Below are 16,115 nucleotides of genomic sequence, written 5' to 3'. Positions count from 1 at the left end.
GCCGCCGCGCCGTGCGCGCCCCGCTACGGGGCACACGGTGCGGCGGCGGCCGCTGATCGTACAGATCGACAACCGAACCGGAGCACTCCATGAGCGTCATCCTCACCTGGGTCATCAACGCGCTCGCGCTGCTGATCATCACGTATCTCGTGCCGTCGATCCACATCAAGAGCTTCGGCACCGCGCTGATCATCGCGGTCGTGCTGGGCCTGATCAACACGGTGATCCGTCCGGTGCTGATCCTGCTGACGCTGCCCGTGACGATCGTCACGCTCGGGGTGTTCATCCTCGTCGTGAACGCGCTGTGCTTCTGGTTCGCGTCGTCGCTGCTGAAGGGCTTCGAGGTGTCGGGATTCTGGTCCGCGTTCTTCGGTTCGATCCTGTACAGCATCGTGTCGTGGCTGCTGTCCGCCCTGATCTTCGGCCAGCGCGACATCGGCTGAGGGCCGGCGGGCGCAGGCCCAACCCCATCGAATCATGAAACCGATCGAACTTTCGTTTGAATTCTTCCCGCCCAAGACGGCGGACGGCGTCGAAAAGCTGCGCGCGACGCGTGCGCAGCTGCTGCCGCTGAAGCCGAAATTCGTCTCCGTGACGTTCGGCGCCGGCGGCTCGACGCAGCAGGGCACGCTCGATACCGTGCTCGACATGCAAAAGGACGGCCTCGAGGCCGCGCCGCACCTGTCGTGCATCGGCTCGTCGCGCGACAGCCTGCGCGCGATCCTCGACCAGTACCGCTCGCACGGCATCCGGCACATCGTCGCGCTGCGCGGCGACCTGCCGTCGGGGATGGGCGAGGTCGGCGAGCTGCGCTATGCGTCCGAGCTCGTCAGCTTCATCCGCGCCGAGCATGGCGACTGGTTCCACATCGAAGTCGCCGGCTATCCGGAGTACCACCCGCAATCGCGCTCGCCGAAGGCCGATCTCGAGAATTTCGCGCGCAAGGTGAAAGCCGGCGCGAATTCCGCGATCACGCAGTATTTCTTCAACGCCGACGCGTATTTCCGCTTCGTCGACGATGCGCGCAAGCTGGGCGTGGACGTGCCGATCGTGCCGGGCATCATGCCGATCACGAACTTCTCGCAGCTGATGCGCTTCTCCGAGATGTGCGGCGCGGAAGTGCCGCGCTGGGTCGCGCGCCGGCTCGAAAGCTTCGGCGACGATCGCGAGTCGATCCGCGCGTTCGGCGCGGACGTCGTCACGGGCCTGTGCCAGCGCCTGATCGATGCGGGCGTGCCGGGGCTGCACTTCTATACGCTGAACGCAGCGACCGCCACGCGGACGATCTGCGAACGGCTCGTCGTGTAAGCGCGGTCGCGCAGTTGCATGCGCAAAAGCCCCGCCGGGTTCGCCGGCGGGGCTTTTTTTCGTTCGTGACGGCGGGCGCAAGCGCTTGCGCGCGTCAGCGCTGCGCCTGCATCAGCGGCGGGCGGCGGTCGAACCACGGCCGCGCCTGTTCGAGCTGCCGTGCCAGCTTGAGCAGCAACGCTTCGTCGGCGTGGCGCGCGGCGAACTGCACGCCGATCGGCAACCCGCGCGCATTCCAGTACAGCGGCACCGACATCGCCGGCTGGCCGGTCAGGTTGAACAGCTCGGTGCAGCCGGCCCACGCGAAGGCCTTCTCCGACGATTTCGCGAGCATTTCCTTCAGCAGCGGCTTCACCGGCAGCGCGGCAAGCAGCTTCATCTGCGCGGATTCGAACGGCGTCGGCTGCAGCTCGCCGATCTTCACCGGCGGCGCCGCGAGCGACGCGCACAGGATCGCGTCGTAGCGCGACACGAGGCCGGAAACCTGCACGGTCAACTGACGTTGCCATTCGAGCACGTCCGGCAGGCGCGTGCGTGCGAGCCGCCGGCCGACCACGGCCATCGCCCACGTCGCGGCTTCGAATTCGCCGCGCCGCGGCGTGCGGCCGGTCAACTCGCGCGCGCCGAGCACCATTTCCTCGGCGATCGTCGCCCACAGCGTGAGGAAGGTTTCGGCCGCGCGCGCGTAGTCGACATGCAGCGTGGCCGATTCGACGTGATGGCCGAGCGATTCGAGCAGCGCGGCCGCATCGTCGAGCGCGGCGCGCGTGTCGTCGGCGAGTGCCGGCGCGAGCATCGGATCGACGACGAGGCCGATCCGCAGCGGGCCGGGCGGCGTGTCGAGCGCGCCGAGGAAGGTGCCGGACGCGCCGGGCGGCAGCGTCTGGCCGGTCGTCACGTCGAGCAGCAGCGCGCTGTCGCGCACGCTGCGCGATACCGCATGCTGGACGACCAGCTCGCCGTTCGACGGCAGGTCGACGAGCACCGGGTTGCGGCTCGGCTTCAGGCCGAACAGCCCGCAACACGATGCGGGGATGCGGATCGAGCCGCCGCCGTCGGATGCATGTGCGAGCGGCACGATGCCGGCCGCGACGGCTGCCGCGGCGCCGCCGCTCGAGCCGCCGGGCGTGTGGTCGAGATTCCACGGGTTGCGGCACGCGCCGAACAGCTCGGGTTCGGTGTACGGCATCTGGCCGATTTCCGACGTGTTGGTCTTGCCGAACACGTTCAGGCCCGCCGCGCGGCTGCGCGCGATCACCGGCGAATCGTCGGCCGGCACGAAATACCGGTAGTGCCGGCTGCCCATCGACAGCGGCAGCCCGGCGACGGCTGCGCCGAGATCCTTGACGAGGTACGGCACGCCTGCGAACGGCATATCGGCGCCGGGTTCGGGCGTGGCGGTCGCGCGCTGGCGCGCGGCTTCGTAGTCCTGCAGCACGATCGCGTTGATCGCGCCGTTGACGGCTTCGGCCTGGCCGATCGCGGCGTCGAGCAGTTCGCGCGGGCTGGCCTTGCGGTCGCGCACGAGCGTCGCGAGGCCGATCGCGTCATGCGCGAGATAGTCCGAGTGCATCGCAGTCACCCCCGTTGTGACTCGTGGCGATGATGGGAGCATAACGCGGGCCCGGTGCATCGGGCCCGCGGCCGCGCACGATTACAGGTGCTCGGCGAGGAACGTCAGCGTGCGGCCATGCGCGAGCGCCGATGCGCGCTGGTTGTACGACGCGCGGTCCGTGCAGTTGAAGCCGTGCTCGGCGCCCGGGTACACGTGGAAGGACGCGTGACCGTGGCCGGCGAACGCGGCCTTCACGTCGTCGACGGCCGTCAGCGGGATGCCGTGGTCGTTTTCCGCGTAGTGGAACAGGATCGGCTGCGTGACCTTGCCGGCGAGGTCGAGTGCATTCTGGATGCCGCCGCCGTAATAGGACACCGCCGCGTCGAGCTTGCCGGTCGCGGCGGAGCGGTACGCGAGCTGGCCGCCGAAGCAGTAGCCGATCGCGGCGACCTTGCCGGCCACTTCGGGGCGCGCGCGCAACGCGTCGGCTGCCGCGCCGATGTCGGCAACCGCGAGACCCACGTCGGTCTTCTTCATCAGCTCGATGCCCTTGTCGCGATCCGCGCCTTCGTAGGTCAGCTCGACGCGCGGCTGCGTGCGCCAGAACACGTCCGGCGCGAGCGCGACGAAGCCGTCGGACGCGTACTGGTCGGCGACCGCGCGGATGTGCGAGTTCACACCGAAGATCTCCTGGATGATGATGACGGCAGGGCCCTTGCCGCGCTTGGGCAGCGCGAGATAGCCACCGAAGCTGTCGTTACCGGTCGGGATGTCGATCCATTGGGCAGTCACGTTCTGAACTCCTGGCGAACGGGGGGCGCGATGCGCACCCCGGGGTGAAAGAGGGCGGCCTAGTGTGCCATCAATCGTCTGGTGATGCAGGGCGCGCGCCTGCTTCTCGCGCAGCGATCGTTTCGATCTCGATTATTCATTTTTCGGCGCTGCGCTGCTTCGATAGAGTCGATGTGTCGGCCTTTACAAAGCGCTTTCGCGCATCGTCATCGAAGGATTCGCCATGTCTGCCCGTCTGTTTTCCACCCCCTTTTCCGAACGCTTCGGCCTGCGCCTGCCGCTCGTGCAGGCGCCGATGGTCGGCGCGACCACGACCGCGATGGTCGCCGCCGCATCGAACGCCGGCGCGCTCGGCAGCCTCGGCGCCGCCGCCTTCGCGCCCGAGCGCCTCGCCACCGAAGTCGACGCCATTCGCGCGGCCACCGATCGCCCGTTCGCGGTCAACCTGTTCGTGCTGCCGGACGCCACGCCCGATGCGGCGACCGTCGCGCGGGCCCTGGCCGCGATCGACCCGTTGAACGCGGCGCTCGGCTTGCCGCCGGGCGCCGCGCCGGCCCGCTACGCGCCCGACTTCCGCGCGCAACTCGATGCGCTCGTCGCGCTGCGCGTACCCGTTGCAAGCTTCACGTTCGGCGTGCTCGACGCGGCCGACGTCGCGCGCCTGAAGGCGGCCGGCACGTATGTGATCGGTACCGCGACGCACGTGGCCGAAGGGCTCGCGTGGCAAGCGGCCGGCGCCGACGCGCTGTCCGCACAGGGCGCCGAGGCGGGCGGCCATCGCGGCACGTTCATCGGTTCCGCCGACGATGCGCTGATCGGCACGCTCGCGCTCGTGCCGCAGCTCGTCGACGCGACCGGCCTGCCCGTGCTCGCCGCGGGCGGCATCATGGACGGCCGCGGGATCGCGGCCGCGCTCGCGCTCGGCGCGCAGGGCGCCCAGCTCGGCACCGCGTTCCTCACCTGCATGGAAAGCGCGATCGCGGCGGACTGGAAGGCGCGCCTGCTCGCGAGCACCGATACGTCGACGCAGGTCACGCGGGCGATCACCGGCCGCCATGCGCGCGGGTTGCGCAACACGCTGATGGCGCGGCTCGGTGAACATGTGGCCGACGTCGCGCCGTACCCGGTGCAGAACGCGCTGACGCAGCCGCTGCGCCAGGCCGCCGCGCGCGCGAACGACGGCGACTACCTGTCGCTGTGGGCCGGGCAGGGTGCGCCGCTTGCGCGGCGGCGCGGCGACGCGCTGACGACGGCGCAGCTCGTCGCGGCGCTCGATGCCGAATGGCGTGCATCGGCCGCCTGAATCGTTCATATCGGACGACGAAACGCGCGTGTTGTCACGCGCGTTTCATTCAATGATCCCGGGCACAAAATACCGAATCGAAATGACCCGGGAATCTTTTGAAACGACCTTTCGGCGGGCCGCCTTGAATTAGCGGAAACCCTTATCCGGCGGGGCTTGCGGCGATATTCGAGTAGTCATTCCAAAGTGCGCATATCAGTAGTGTTACCACTACCCCAAAAAAGTCCCACAAATTAATTTGATCACCTACACTTGCGCGCAAGTACGGACGGGTGGCTGCTAAAAGCGGCTGTTTTCACGTGCTTGAGGCCAAGTGCATGAACGATGCAACCGGCGAATCGTCCAGTGATTGCAAACACAGGGATGGCAGCGGGGCACCGGGCGATGGCGTTTTATTGGGACCGAAACTGGAGACTTACATGAATATCAAGATGCAAAAGCTGTTGCCGATCACCGCCGCGGCGATGCTGTGCGTTGCAGCTGCAAGCAACGCGGCCGCCGATCAAGTCGTCAAGATCGGCCACGTCGCGCCCTTGACGGGCGGTATTGCACACCTGGGCAAGGACAACGAAAACGGCGCACGTCTCGCAGTTGAAGAGATCAACGCGAAGGGTCTCACGGTCGGCGGCCAGAAAATCACGCTGCAACTCGACCCGCAGGATGACGCGGCCGACCCGCGGCAGGCCACGCAGGTTGCGCAGAAGCTCGTCGACGACAAGGTCGTCGCCGTGGTCGGCCACCTGAACTCGGGCACGTCGATCCCTGCCTCGAAGATCTACAGCGATGCGGGCATCGTGCAGATCTCGCCGTCGGCGACCAACCCGGCCTACACGCAGCAAGGCTTCAAGACCACGTACCGCGTGGTCGCGACCGATGCGCAACAGGGCCCGGCGCTGGCGAACTACGCGCACTCGAAGGGTATCAAGAGCGTGGCGGTGGTCGACGATTCGACCGCCTACGGCCAGGGTCTCGCGAACGAGTTCGAGAAGAAGGCGAAGGCGCTCGGCCTGAAGGTGATGTCGCATGACGCGACGAACGACAAGGCCGTCGACTTCCGCGCGATTCTGACCAAGATCAAGGGCGAGAATCCGGACGCGATCATGTACGGCGGCATGGACGCCACTGGCGGCCCGTTCGCGAAACAGGCGAAGCAGCTCGGCCTGCGCGCGAAGATCCTCGCCGGCGACGGCGTGTGCACGGAAAAGCTGGCCGACCTGGCCGGCGACGCGACCGACAACGTGGTGTGCTCGGAAGCCGGTGCTTCGCTCGAGAAGATGTCGGGCGGCGCAGCGTTCAAGGCGAAGTACGAGAAGCGCTTCGGCCAGCCGATCCAGATCTACGCACCGTTCACGTATGACGCCGTGTACATCATCGTCGATGCGATGAAGCGCTCGAACTCGACGGATCCGGCGAAGATCCTCGCCGCGATGCCGGCGACGAACTACTCGGGCGTGATCGGCACGACGACCTTCGACTCGAAGGGCGACCTGCAGCACGGCGTGATCTCGCTGTACAACTACAAGGGCGGCAAGAAGTCGCTGCTCGACGAAGTGAAGATGTAACGCGACAAGCGGTCGACAGAAGGGGTGAAAGCGCGCATGCGGCAACGCATGCGCGCTTTCTTTTTGGCCGCCCGGGCCGCTCGCGCCGCTCGGGCCGATGAGCGCCGTGCCGTCAGATTTTCAGGTGGGCGAGCACCTTCGGCGCGATGATCGCGACGAGCGCCGCGCACAGCGCAACGACGGACAGGCCGATCGTCAGGTTCGCGGCCTGCGCGACCGCACCGATCACGACCGGACCGAACAGCAGTCCGAAATACGCGAGCCCCGCCACGTGCGCGAGCCCTTCGGCCGCGTGGATGCCCTTCACGCGCGCGGCGGCCGCGAACAGCACGGGCATCATGTTCGCGAGGCCGAGGCCCATCAGCGTGAAGCCGGTCAACACCGCGACGGGATTCGGCAGCAGCAGCGCGCCGATCATCCCCGCGCATGCGAGCGACGCGCTCGCGAATACGAGCTGCGGCGCACCGAAGCGCGCGCGCACGGCGTCGCCCGCGAAGCGCGCGATGGCCATCCCGCCGGAGAACGCCGCATAGGCGGCGCTCGCGAGTGCGGGGCTCGCCGCGACGACATCGCGCATGTAGACCGTCGCCCAGTCGTACATCGCGCCTTCGGCGATCAATGCGATCAGCGCGATGCCGCCGAGCATCCACAACGCGGGCGAGCGCCAGCGGTTGCCGCCGCCGTGCGCGTGTTCGTGGTGCGGCACATGCGGCAGCACGGCCGGGCTGGCGGCCACGAGCACCGCGGCGCTCACGGCTGCCGCGAGCGCGAGATGCACGGCCGGCGCCATGCCGGCCGACAGCAGCGCGCCGCCGGCGGCCGCGCCCGACATCCCGCCGATGCTGAACATCCCGTGCAGCGACGACATGATCGGCTTGCCGAGCGCGATTTCGACCGCGCTGGCCTCGGCGTTCATCGCGACGTCGAGCGTTGCCATCGAGAAGCCGAACAGCGCGAGCACCGCGAGCAGCATCCAGTAGTCGGGCACGACGAGGATCAGCGCCGCGCACGCGGACATCACGAGCCCGCCCGTGACGCACGCGGTGCGCGAGCCGACACGGGTGATCCAGCGCGCGATGGTCAGCATCGCGGCGATCGAGCCGCCGGCGACCGCGAACAGCGCGATCGACAGCAGGCCGGGGCTCAGCGCGAACTTGTCGCGCACGGTCGGCACGTGCACGCCCCACGACGCGTACATCATGCCGGCAACGAAGAACAGCGCCATCGACGCCGTGCGCGCGCGCTGGCGGGCCGGCAGCGGCAGCACGCGATGCGCGTCGGGCGGCGCGGCGAACGGGGACGACGATTCGGGAGAAGAGGATTCGGACACGGGAAGGCTCGTCAAAAAATGCGCGGACGCATGCAGCGTCCGTCGGAATCGTCCGATTCTATCGAACCGCTTACGATCCTGCCGGGTGCTTATCCGTTCGACCGACGATCGGGGGGCGGGCAGCATTGGCCGTTCGACCGATGCGCGGCACGCCGCATCGGCGGGTAACATCGAAGCGCGTGCGGCATGAACGACGCGCCGCCCTTCGACCGCAGGAGTCCTCTTGAACATCGATCCCGCCCTCGCGCTGCATCTGCTGCACCGTTGCGCGCTCGGCACGCTCGCTACCCATGCGCGCGAACCGCAGGGTTTCCCGTACCCGACGGTCGTCCCGTTTGCACCCGATGCAGGCCATCGGCCCGTGATTCTCGTCAGCGGCCTGGCCGAGCACACGCGCAATCTCGCCGCCGATCCGCGGGCGGGCTTTCTGGTTGTCGACGCGCCGGATGGCGACGTGCTGAACGCCGAGCGCGCGACGCTGCTCGGCCGGTTCGTGCCGCTCGCCGACGATCCTCATGTTGCCGCGCGCTACCTGCGCTACGAGCCGGACGCCGCGCGTTATCTCGCACTCGGCGATTTCACGTTCTGGGCGCTCGATATCGAGCGGCTGCGCTATATCGGCGGTTTCGGGCGGATGGGCTGGGTCGACGGCACGCATCTCGACGCACGGCCGCCGCTCGCGTTCGACGACGAGCAGGCGCTGTGGAGCGCCTACGATACCGGCGAGGCGCGCCGCGACGGGCTCGACCTGCTCGGCGTCGATCGCCATGGCGCCGACTGGCGATACGACGGCCGGCGCGTGCGCACGCCATTCGATATGCCGTCGGCCGACATCGGCGCGCTGCGCGACCGGCTGATTGCATGCGCTCGAGATGTGACGTGACGTCGCGGGTCAGTCATTTGTGCGTTTGGCAAACCGCGTCATGTGGTTTTCGCAAAGCTGTCGTCCGATGAAAGCTTCGATTTTCCCGAATACAGGGTAATTGCGTATGTTGATAGCCCTAATAGGCAATCACTAATGTCCTAATCTCTGTACAGAGACGTAAAAATTTGAGAAAAGGCCGCGGCCGGTCAAAATGACATGTGCGAATTACAATTGGTCTCGGGATTTTCGTGAATCTCGCTTCTATCAAATCTTTTTTGTGCTAATCTCTGCCTTCGAAAATCCGAGGCACATATATTTCATGAATGGTGAGCTGGCTGCAGACCGGCGCCATTGGTCAGATAGAAAGGGAAACTATGTCTTCTTACAAGGACCTGCTGGCCCAGCGGGAGAAGCTGGAGAAGCAAATCGAAGAAGCAAAGTCGCGTGAATACGCTGAAGTGCTGAATGACGTGAAGCAGAAAATTGCCGACTACGGCTTTTCGCTCGCTGAACTCGGTCTCAGCCGCGCGAAGGCAGGCAAGGTTGGCCGTCCGCGCGCAGGCGTGGCCGCGAAGTACCGCGATCCGGAAACGGGCGCGACGTGGTCGGGCCGTGGCAAGCCGCCGCGCTGGATTGCAGGCAAGAACCGCGAACAGTTTGCGATTTAAGCGTTTGTTTAAGTTGCCTGCGCTTCAAAAGAGCCGCGTATCCTTCAGGAGCGCGGCTTTTTTGTTTCCGGGCGCCGCCGGTGCGCAAACATTGTCATGAAAATGTAATGATGCCGTGTGAATGAAAATGCGACACGTTCGTATAAGCGATTGATTTAAATAAGAAATTTGTGGGTATTGGGCGGATTCGCGGGGCGCGTTTGATAGAATTGCGCATCGCCAACCGATATCCCATATTTCATGTCCACGTTTTCCGGCGACGCGCAGAGCGCAGATAAGCACGCAGTTGCGCGCAAGAGCACGCTCGTCAGTATTGTGCTGAATGTCGTGCTTGCGACATTTCAGATCGTCGTCGGTACGATTGCGCATTCGCAGGCATTGATTGCTGACGGTGTGCATTCGATATCCGATTTGATCTCGGATTTTGTCGTCCTGGTTGCGAATCGCCATAGTGGTGCATCGCCGGATGCCGACCACAATTACGGCCATAGCCGCTACGAAACGGTCGCGTCATTGTTTCTCGGCGCGATCCTGATTGCGGTCGGGATTGGCATGCTCTGGCGCGCCGGCGATCGCCTCGTTAATCTCGAAAATATTCCCGCTGTCCATTTTTCCGCGCTGATCGTCGCGGTGACGGTGCTCGTGTCGAAAGAGGCGCTGTTTCGCTACATGCTGCGCGAGGCGCGGCGCGTGCGATCGGCGATGCTCGTCGCCAACGCGTGGCATGCGCGTTCGGATGCCGCGTCGTCGCTGGTCGTTGCGATCGGCATCGTCGGCAGCCTGGCCGGCGTGAAGCTGCTCGACCCGATCGCGGCCGCGATCGTCGGCTTCATGGTCGCGCGGATGGGCTGGACGTTCGGCTATGACGCGTTGCAGGACCTGTCCGACCGTGCGCTCGACACGGCCGACACGGCCGAGATCCGCGCGCTGCTCGCGGCGACGCCCGGTGTGCGCGACGTGCACGACCTGCGCACGCGCAAGATGGGCGATGCCGCGCTCGTCGACGCGCACATCCTCGTCGATCCGAAGATCTCCGTATCCGAAGGGCACTACATTGCCGAGACCGCGCGTGCGCGCGTGCTGTCCGACCCGCGCGTGCTCGATGCGCTGATCCACGTCGACCCGGAGAACGACGCGGCGCGCCGCCCGGCGCTTGCGCTGCCGCCGCGCGGCGAGATCGCGGCACGGCTCGAGGCCGCGCTCGCGCAGCGCGGGCTGCAGGCGACGGCGATCAACCTGCATTACCTGAGTACGGGGCTCGAGATCGACGTCACGCTCGCCAGCGATCCGCACGATACCGATGCGGCGCTGGCCGGCCGGATCGACGTCGGCGCGCTGGAGCGCGAGTTCGGCGCGCGCCGGATCGGCTTCACGCGCACGATGCCCGCGCAGACGTGACCGGCGGCCGCTAGCCGCGAACGCCGCACATCGGCCGCACCGGCCCGCGCGTTACAGCGGCAGTTGCGTGTCGAACTTGATTTCGCGCAGCACGACGCTCGTGCGCACCTGCGACACGGCCGGGATCTTGAAGATGCGTTCGTGCAGGAACACGTCGTAGGCCTTGATGTCCGGCGCGACGATCTTGAGGATGTAATCGGCTTCGCCGGTCGTGCTGTAGCACTCGGTGACTTCCGGGCAGGTCGCGATCTCGCGCTCGAACTGCTCGACGCCGCCTTCGTTGTGGCGCGTCAGGTGCACGTGCGCGAGCGCGCAGACGTGCAGGCCGAGCTTCTCGCGATCGAGCAGCGCCGTGTAGCGCTGGATCACGCCCGACTGTTCCATGTCCTTGATGCGGCGCCAGCACGGCGTGCTCGACAGGCCGACCTGGTCGGAAATTTCCTGAACGGAACGGCGCGCGTCGAGCTGCAACAGGCGAAGGATTTTTTGCGAAAAGGAATCGAGCGTCACCTGCGCCTCCATGCGGCAGCAACAACATGCTGAATGTTAGAGGGCCGGGAAAGGAAAGGCAATCTGGCGTGGCGCTGGTGAGCGAGATTCGCTAATTTGCTCGCGGATCCGTGGGATTTTGCCCCGCCTCCGCGTTTTCCGACCGATCGGTGTCCGCGACGGCGAGGTCCGCGAGCGCGGCCTGCTGCCGGCGCAGGTCGGCGAGCATGTTGCAGAACAGCGCGCCTTGCTCGATCGCGTCGTCGAGCGCGACGTGCGTATGCGGATGGTCGTCGAACCAGTGCTTCGGAAAGCGCGGCTTGATCGCCTTGCGGTACGGCAGGCCCGTGATCGCGAACGCGAGCGTCTTGATGTCGAGCGCGGACCACGAGAACGGGCAGCGTCCCGCGAAGCGCATCATGTACCAGAACATGAACGTGAAATCGAAGCCGGCCGGCATCGCGACGAACACGGGCTTGCCGGGCAGCGCCTCGACCCAGTCGACGTACGCGACCAGCGCCGCCTCGGGCGCCTGCAGGTCGCGCCGGCACGCGGCCCACGCTTCGGGTTCGGTCTTCCACCACGCTTCCTGCACCGGGTGCGCTTGCGCGCCGGGCAGCGTTTCGAGGTTGGCCGAGAACGTCGCGATCAGCTGCTTGTCCTCGGTATAGGCGGCCGACGCGAAGCTCAGCATCGAGTGCGGGCCGGGAATCGGGCCGTCGGCCTCGACGTCGGTGCTGACGTAGATTTCCGGGATGGCGGTCTGGTTCATCCGAATACCTTGTCGGACACGAACGGGTTCGTGCGGCGCTCGTCGCCGAACGTCGACACCGGGCCGTGGCCGGGCACGAACGTCACGTCGTCGCCGAGCGGCCACAGCTTCTCCTTGATCGAACGGACGAGATCCTCGTGATTGCCGCGCGGGAAATCGGTCCGGCCGATCGAGCCGGCGAACAGCACGTCGCCGACGATCGCGACGCGATGCGCGCGGCTGAAGAACACGACATGGCCGGGCGTGTGGCCCGGGCAGTGATAGACCTCGAGCGTTTCGTCGCCGAACTGCACGGTGTCGCCGTCGTTCAGCCAGTGGTCGGGCTCGAAGGCGTCGGCGGCCGGGAAGCCGAAGCGCTCGCTCTGCATCGGCAGCTTCTCGATCCAGAAGCGTTCTTCTTCCTGCGGCCCCTCGATCGGCACGCCGTAGTGCGTCGCGAGCGTCTTCGCGCCCGCGCAGTGATCGATGTGCCCGTGCGTCAGCAGCACCTTCTCGACCTGCACGTTCTGCCGCGCGACTTCCTGCTGGATCCGGTCGAGATCGCCGCCCGGATCGACGACGGCGGCACGGCCCGTTTTCTCGCAGACGAGCAGCGAGCAGTTCTGCTGGAACGGCGTGACCGGAATGAGCGTGACTTTCATGGAGACACCGGCGGCTAAAAGGAGCGATTGTACCGGTCGCGCGCGCCGCCTGCCGTTCGCTCGACGCGTGCCGCGACGCGCGGATGAGGGCATTCCCGGAGCATGTCGATTGTTACAGCCATAGTGAGAATCAATGGTCCTCCGGGGGTGCTTTCCGGGTAGACCTTTTGGTTTATGTATAATGCGCCCCATTGAGCGTGAGTTTCACGCCATTCGCTGGTGTTTCGGCCCCGTTAAAAAAGGGCGTCGGAAGCACCGTCAAGCATCAGCCGCCGGGGAGTCCGGCGGTGTATCCAGCACCGAGCATTCGGTGCTCACGTCTTGTCCGGCCGGGTGCTGCGCGCCCGCCTGCGGCCCTGCTGCCGCGCCGCCGGATGAGGCCTGTGCCGCCGTTCCTGTGCGTTGGTCGTATCGACGCGCGCGAACTTGAAGCCATGTTCGATGGCGGCATGTGGGGTCTGGTCAGGCTGTTGGGGACAGGTTGCGCCAGACGTGAAAGCTAATCAGGACGGTTGCGGCATAGACGAAAGCCGCGCCCATGCTAGCCGCCTGCTCGCATTCGAGCGGGGCGTGCACGCATTTGCCGTCCGGGCCGCGTATCTGCGCTGTGAACAGCGTGATGTAGGAGCGGCCCGAACCAGAAGGCGACACGTCGATGAACGTACGATTTCCGAGCCGATTCGGGACCATTGCATTATTTTTTGCGTTGACGGGCTGTGCGGTGCCACCCAGCCAGACCACCGGAAGCGCGAACCAGAAGAACGCGGTCGACAAGACGGCCGCTGCCGCGAAAGCGGACAACGACAAGCAACTGAATTTCGACTCCGCACTGGCGTCGATGCCGGCTGCCGACGCCAAGGACGCGAAGAAGTCGTCGCTGGCGGACGCCGAGCCGATCGACGGCAAGGACGTGTCCGACTTCCGTCAGACCGGCCGCGCATCGTGGTACGGGCGCGATTTCCACGGCCGCCGCACCGCGAACGGCGAACGCTTCAACATGAATGCGCTCACCGCCGCGCACCGCACGCTGCCGCTGTCGTCGTACATCAAGGTGACGAACGCGTCGAGCGGCAAGTGGGTCGTCGTGAAGGTCAACGATCGCGGGCCGTTCAAGCGCGGCCGCGTGCTCGACCTGTCGTATGCCGCTGCCAAGATGATCGGCCTCGTGCACGCCGGCACGGGCCGCGTGAAGATCGAAGGGCTGTCGCCGCAGGAAGCGCGCGAGGCACGCGACGAAATGTTCGCGTCGATCTCGGCGAAGTAACGCGGCGGTTCGTGCGTTCACGCATCAGGTATCAAGCATCAAGTACAAAGGGCTGCCTTCCGGCAGCCCTTTGTCGTTTCGGCGCGGCGTCGTTGCGCGTCAGCCTTCCTTCAGCGCGAGCGCACGCGCATACAGCGTGTTGCGCGATGCGCCCGTCAGCGCGGCCGCGAGCTTCGCGGCACTCTTCACCGGCACTTCTTCCAGCAGCAGCCTGAGCAGCGCGTCGTGCGCGGTGTCGTCGGCTTCGCCGCTCGCCGCCGGCGCGCCTTCGACGACCAGCACGAACTCGCCGCGCTGCCGGTTCGCATCGCCGGCAAGCCAGGTCTGTCCTTCGGCCAGGGTGCCCTGGAACAACTGCTCGTGTAGTTTGGTGAGTTCGCGCGCAATCAGCAGCCGGCGCGCGGGGCCGAACGCATCGGCGAGTGCGGTGACGGTTTCGGCGATCCGGTGCGGCGCTTCGTAGAACACCAGCGCATACGGGTGCGACACCAGCGCCTGCAGCGCGGTTGCGCGCTGCTTGGCCTTCGGCGGCAGGAAGCCGGCGAACGTGAACGCGCCGGCCCAGTCTCCGGCCACGCTCAGCGCGGTCACAGCCGCGCTCGCGCCCGGCAGCGGGATCACCGCGAAACCGGCCGCGCGCACCGCGTCGACCAGCCGCGCGCCGGGGTCCGAGATGCCGGGCGTGCCGGCGTCCGAGACGTACGCCACGCGTTCGCCGCCACGCAGCATGTCGATCACGCGCTGCGCGGCTTCGCGTTCGTTGTGCTCGTGCACGGCCAGGAGCGGCTTCGAGATCCCGTAGCGGGCGAGCAGCTGGCCCGTGTTGCGGGTGTCTTCGGCCGCGATGCGGTCGGCGAGGCCGAGCACGTGCAGCGCGCGCAGCGTGATGTCGGCCGTATTGCCGATCGGCGTGGCGACCACGTAAAGCGCGGCGTCCGGGTAGTGCTGCGTATGCGCGAGTTCGAGGAGGGCAGTCATGGCAGGCAATGCACGCAATCGCGGCGCAAGCGGAACAAGGTCGGCATTGTGCCACGCGGCGCCGGCCGGCCCGGGCGACGGGCGCGGTTTGCCGCGCGCGGGCGACAACTTTTCCGGCGCGGCACGATCCAAACCGGTCGGCGCGGCGTTCGAGCTGCGCGCGCGGCAGTTTCTCGAGCGGCGCGGCCTCGGGTACGTCGCGGCGAACGTGACGATGCGCGGTGGCGAGCTCGATCTCGTGATGCGCGAGCCTGACGGCATGCTCGTGTTCGTCGAAGTGCGCGCGAGGCGCAGTGTCCGGCATGGCGGCGCGGCCGCGAGCGTCGGCTGGCGCAAGCGGCGGCGTCTCGTCGCGGCGGCGTTGCAGTTCTGGGCGCGGCACGGTGCCGGTGCCGCGTGCCGGTTCGACGTCGTCGCATTCGAGGCCGGCCGGCTCGCGTGGCTGCGCGACGCATTTCGTACCGACGATGCGTAGCCGCGACGTGTGACGAGATGTAAAGAGTTCTTGCCGGACCCCCGGAGAGGGCGCCGGAGTACGGTAAACTCGCCGCACCCACGATGTCGCGCGATATGTGCCACGCGCCCAGTTCACCAGGAATCGATGTCAGTCGAACGTATTCAGCAACAATTCCACGACAGCGCCGCGCTTCACGCCGAAGCGGCAGATGCGCTGTCGTTGCCGATCGCAGCCGCGGTCGATGCGATGTTCGCCGCGCTGGCGAACGGCAACAAGATTGTCGCGTGTGGCGAAGGTCCGTCGGCCGCCGCCGCGCAGTATCTCGCCGCGTCGCTCGTCGGCGGCTTCGAGCGCGAGCGTCCGGGCCTGCCCGCGATCGCGCTGGCCACCGATGCATCGCAGGCCGGCCTCATGGGGGCGATGGCCGCCGAGCAGCTGTTCGCGCAGCAGGTGCGCGTGCTCGGCCAGACGGGCGACATCCTGCTGGTGCTCGATTCGGGCGGCGCGTCGCCGCGTGTGCTGGCGGCGATCGACGAGGCGCACGAGCGCGAGATGACCGTCGTCGCCCTGACGGGCGGCAACGGCCATGCAGTCGCGGCCGCGCTGTCCGATACCGATATTCCGATCAGCGTGCACGCCGTTCGCGCGGCACGCATCCAAGAAGTCCATCTGCTGACCATCCACTGCCTGTGCGACGGCATCGACGCGATGCTGCTGGGTGAGGATTGAACGA

17 protein-coding genes are annotated in these 16,115 nt (G+C 66.8%); 10 read left to right on the top strand and 7 right to left on the bottom strand.

The window, feature by feature from the left end; all coding sequences use genetic code 11:
• Positions 1 to 89 precede the first annotated feature (89 nt).
• Together HWX87_RS20745 and metF are read left to right on the top strand one after the other, a co-directional pair.
• A complete protein-coding gene (locus tag HWX87_RS20745; protein ID WP_006477367.1) occupies positions 90 to 443 on the top strand; it encodes a phage holin family protein in 354 nt (117 codons plus the stop codon).
• Between the two features lie 34 nt (positions 444 to 477).
• Positions 478 to 1,308, top strand: coding sequence for a methylenetetrahydrofolate reductase [NAD(P)H] (gene metF / locus HWX87_RS20740; protein WP_059232685.1), 831 nt, complete (start codon positions 478 to 480; stop codon positions 1,306 to 1,308).
• 94 nt (positions 1,309 to 1,402) lie between these two features.
• Here the strand turns inward: metF and HWX87_RS20735 are convergent, their stop codons facing one another.
• Entirely contained in the window at positions 1,403 to 2,881 is a 1,479-nt protein-coding gene (locus HWX87_RS20735) for an amidase family protein (protein WP_176049246.1), read from the bottom strand.
• A gap of 81 nt (positions 2,882 to 2,962) precedes the next feature.
• Complete coding sequence (locus tag HWX87_RS20730; protein ID WP_176048917.1) at positions 2,963 to 3,655, bottom strand: dienelactone hydrolase family protein; 693 nt, start codon at positions 3,653 to 3,655, stop codon at positions 2,963 to 2,965.
• 223 nt (positions 3,656 to 3,878) lie between these two features.
• On the opposite strand from HWX87_RS20730, the gene HWX87_RS20725 reads away from it, so the two are divergent.
• Positions 3,879 to 4,958: a nitronate monooxygenase gene (locus HWX87_RS20725; RefSeq protein WP_176048915.1), complete on the top strand. Its 1,080-nt coding sequence runs from the start codon at positions 3,879 to 3,881 to the stop codon at positions 4,956 to 4,958.
• 419 nt (positions 4,959 to 5,377) lie between these two features.
• Positions 5,378 to 6,520: a branched-chain amino acid ABC transporter substrate-binding protein gene (locus HWX87_RS20720; protein WP_176048914.1), complete on the top strand. Its 1,143-nt coding sequence runs from the start codon at positions 5,378 to 5,380 to the stop codon at positions 6,518 to 6,520.
• 112 nt (positions 6,521 to 6,632) lie between these two features.
• On the opposite strand, the gene HWX87_RS20715 is transcribed toward HWX87_RS20720, so the two are convergent.
• Positions 6,633 to 7,850: an MFS transporter gene (locus HWX87_RS20715; protein ID WP_176048912.1), complete on the bottom strand. Its 1,218-nt coding sequence runs from the start codon at positions 7,848 to 7,850 to the stop codon at positions 6,633 to 6,635.
• 223 nt (positions 7,851 to 8,073) lie between these two features.
• On the opposite strand from HWX87_RS20715, the gene HWX87_RS20710 reads away from it, so the two are divergent.
• The 3 genes from HWX87_RS20710 (at position 8,074) to HWX87_RS20700 (ending at position 10,781) form a co-directional block, all read left to right on the top strand.
• Positions 8,074 to 8,733: a pyridoxamine 5'-phosphate oxidase family protein gene (locus HWX87_RS20710; protein ID WP_176048910.1), complete on the top strand. Its 660-nt coding sequence runs from the start codon at positions 8,074 to 8,076 to the stop codon at positions 8,731 to 8,733.
• A 356-nt stretch (positions 8,734 to 9,089) separates the two neighbouring features.
• Positions 9,090 to 9,383: an H-NS histone family protein gene (locus HWX87_RS20705; protein ID WP_006491875.1), complete on the top strand. Its 294-nt coding sequence runs from the start codon at positions 9,090 to 9,092 to the stop codon at positions 9,381 to 9,383.
• Positions 9,384 to 9,623: 240 nt separating this feature from the next.
• Positions 9,624 to 10,781 (top strand): cation diffusion facilitator family transporter, encoded by a 1,158-nt coding sequence (locus tag HWX87_RS20700; protein ID WP_176048909.1) that lies wholly within the window; start codon positions 9,624 to 9,626, stop codon positions 10,779 to 10,781.
• A gap of 51 nt (positions 10,782 to 10,832) precedes the next feature.
• Here HWX87_RS20700 and HWX87_RS20695 read toward each other — a convergent pair whose 3' ends face one another.
• The 3 genes from HWX87_RS20695 to HWX87_RS20685 form a co-directional block, all read right to left on the bottom strand.
• Positions 10,833 to 11,303, bottom strand: coding sequence for an Lrp/AsnC family transcriptional regulator (locus HWX87_RS20695; protein ID WP_006477376.1), 471 nt, complete (start codon positions 11,301 to 11,303; stop codon positions 10,833 to 10,835).
• Positions 11,304 to 11,382: 79 nt separating this feature from the next.
• On the bottom strand, positions 11,383 to 12,042 hold the full coding sequence (locus HWX87_RS20690; RefSeq protein ID WP_176048908.1) for an exonuclease: 660 nt from the start codon (positions 12,040 to 12,042) through the stop codon (positions 11,383 to 11,385).
• Positions 12,039 to 12,683, bottom strand: a complete 645-nt coding sequence (locus HWX87_RS20685; RefSeq protein ID WP_176048906.1) for an MBL fold metallo-hydrolase — start codon at positions 12,681 to 12,683, stop codon at positions 12,039 to 12,041. The genes HWX87_RS20690 and HWX87_RS20685 overlap by 4 nt, the downstream gene beginning before the upstream one ends.
• Positions 12,684 to 13,338: 655 nt before the next feature.
• Here HWX87_RS20685 and HWX87_RS20680 point away from each other — a divergent pair.
• Positions 13,339 to 13,947: a septal ring lytic transglycosylase RlpA family protein gene (locus HWX87_RS20680; protein WP_176048904.1), complete on the top strand. Its 609-nt coding sequence runs from the start codon at positions 13,339 to 13,341 to the stop codon at positions 13,945 to 13,947.
• A gap of 99 nt (positions 13,948 to 14,046) precedes the next feature.
• Here HWX87_RS20680 and rsmI read toward each other — a convergent pair whose 3' ends face one another.
• The gene (gene rsmI, locus HWX87_RS20675; protein WP_176048903.1) at positions 14,047 to 14,925 is read right to left on the bottom strand and encodes a 16S rRNA (cytidine(1402)-2'-O)-methyltransferase; all 879 of its coding nucleotides are present in this window, start codon (positions 14,923 to 14,925) and stop codon (positions 14,047 to 14,049) included.
• Between the two features lie 46 nt (positions 14,926 to 14,971).
• On the opposite strand from rsmI, the gene HWX87_RS20670 reads away from it, so the two are divergent.
• Positions 14,972 to 15,400: a YraN family protein gene (locus tag HWX87_RS20670; protein ID WP_176049245.1), complete on the top strand. Its 429-nt coding sequence runs from the start codon at positions 14,972 to 14,974 to the stop codon at positions 15,398 to 15,400.
• 126 nt (positions 15,401 to 15,526) lie between these two features.
• Positions 15,527 to 16,111, top strand: a complete 585-nt coding sequence (locus HWX87_RS20665) for an SIS domain-containing protein (RefSeq protein ID WP_176048902.1) — start codon at positions 15,527 to 15,529, stop codon at positions 16,109 to 16,111.
• The last annotated feature ends 4 nt before the right edge of the window (positions 16,112 to 16,115 follow it).

This window comes from Burkholderia sp. BCC1644 (assembly GCF_902833225.1).
Classification (GTDB): Bacteria; Pseudomonadota; Gammaproteobacteria; order Burkholderiales; family Burkholderiaceae; genus Burkholderia.
Note: the sequence above shows the minus strand (reverse complement) of the source record. Positions and strands in the feature narration are given on the sequence as shown.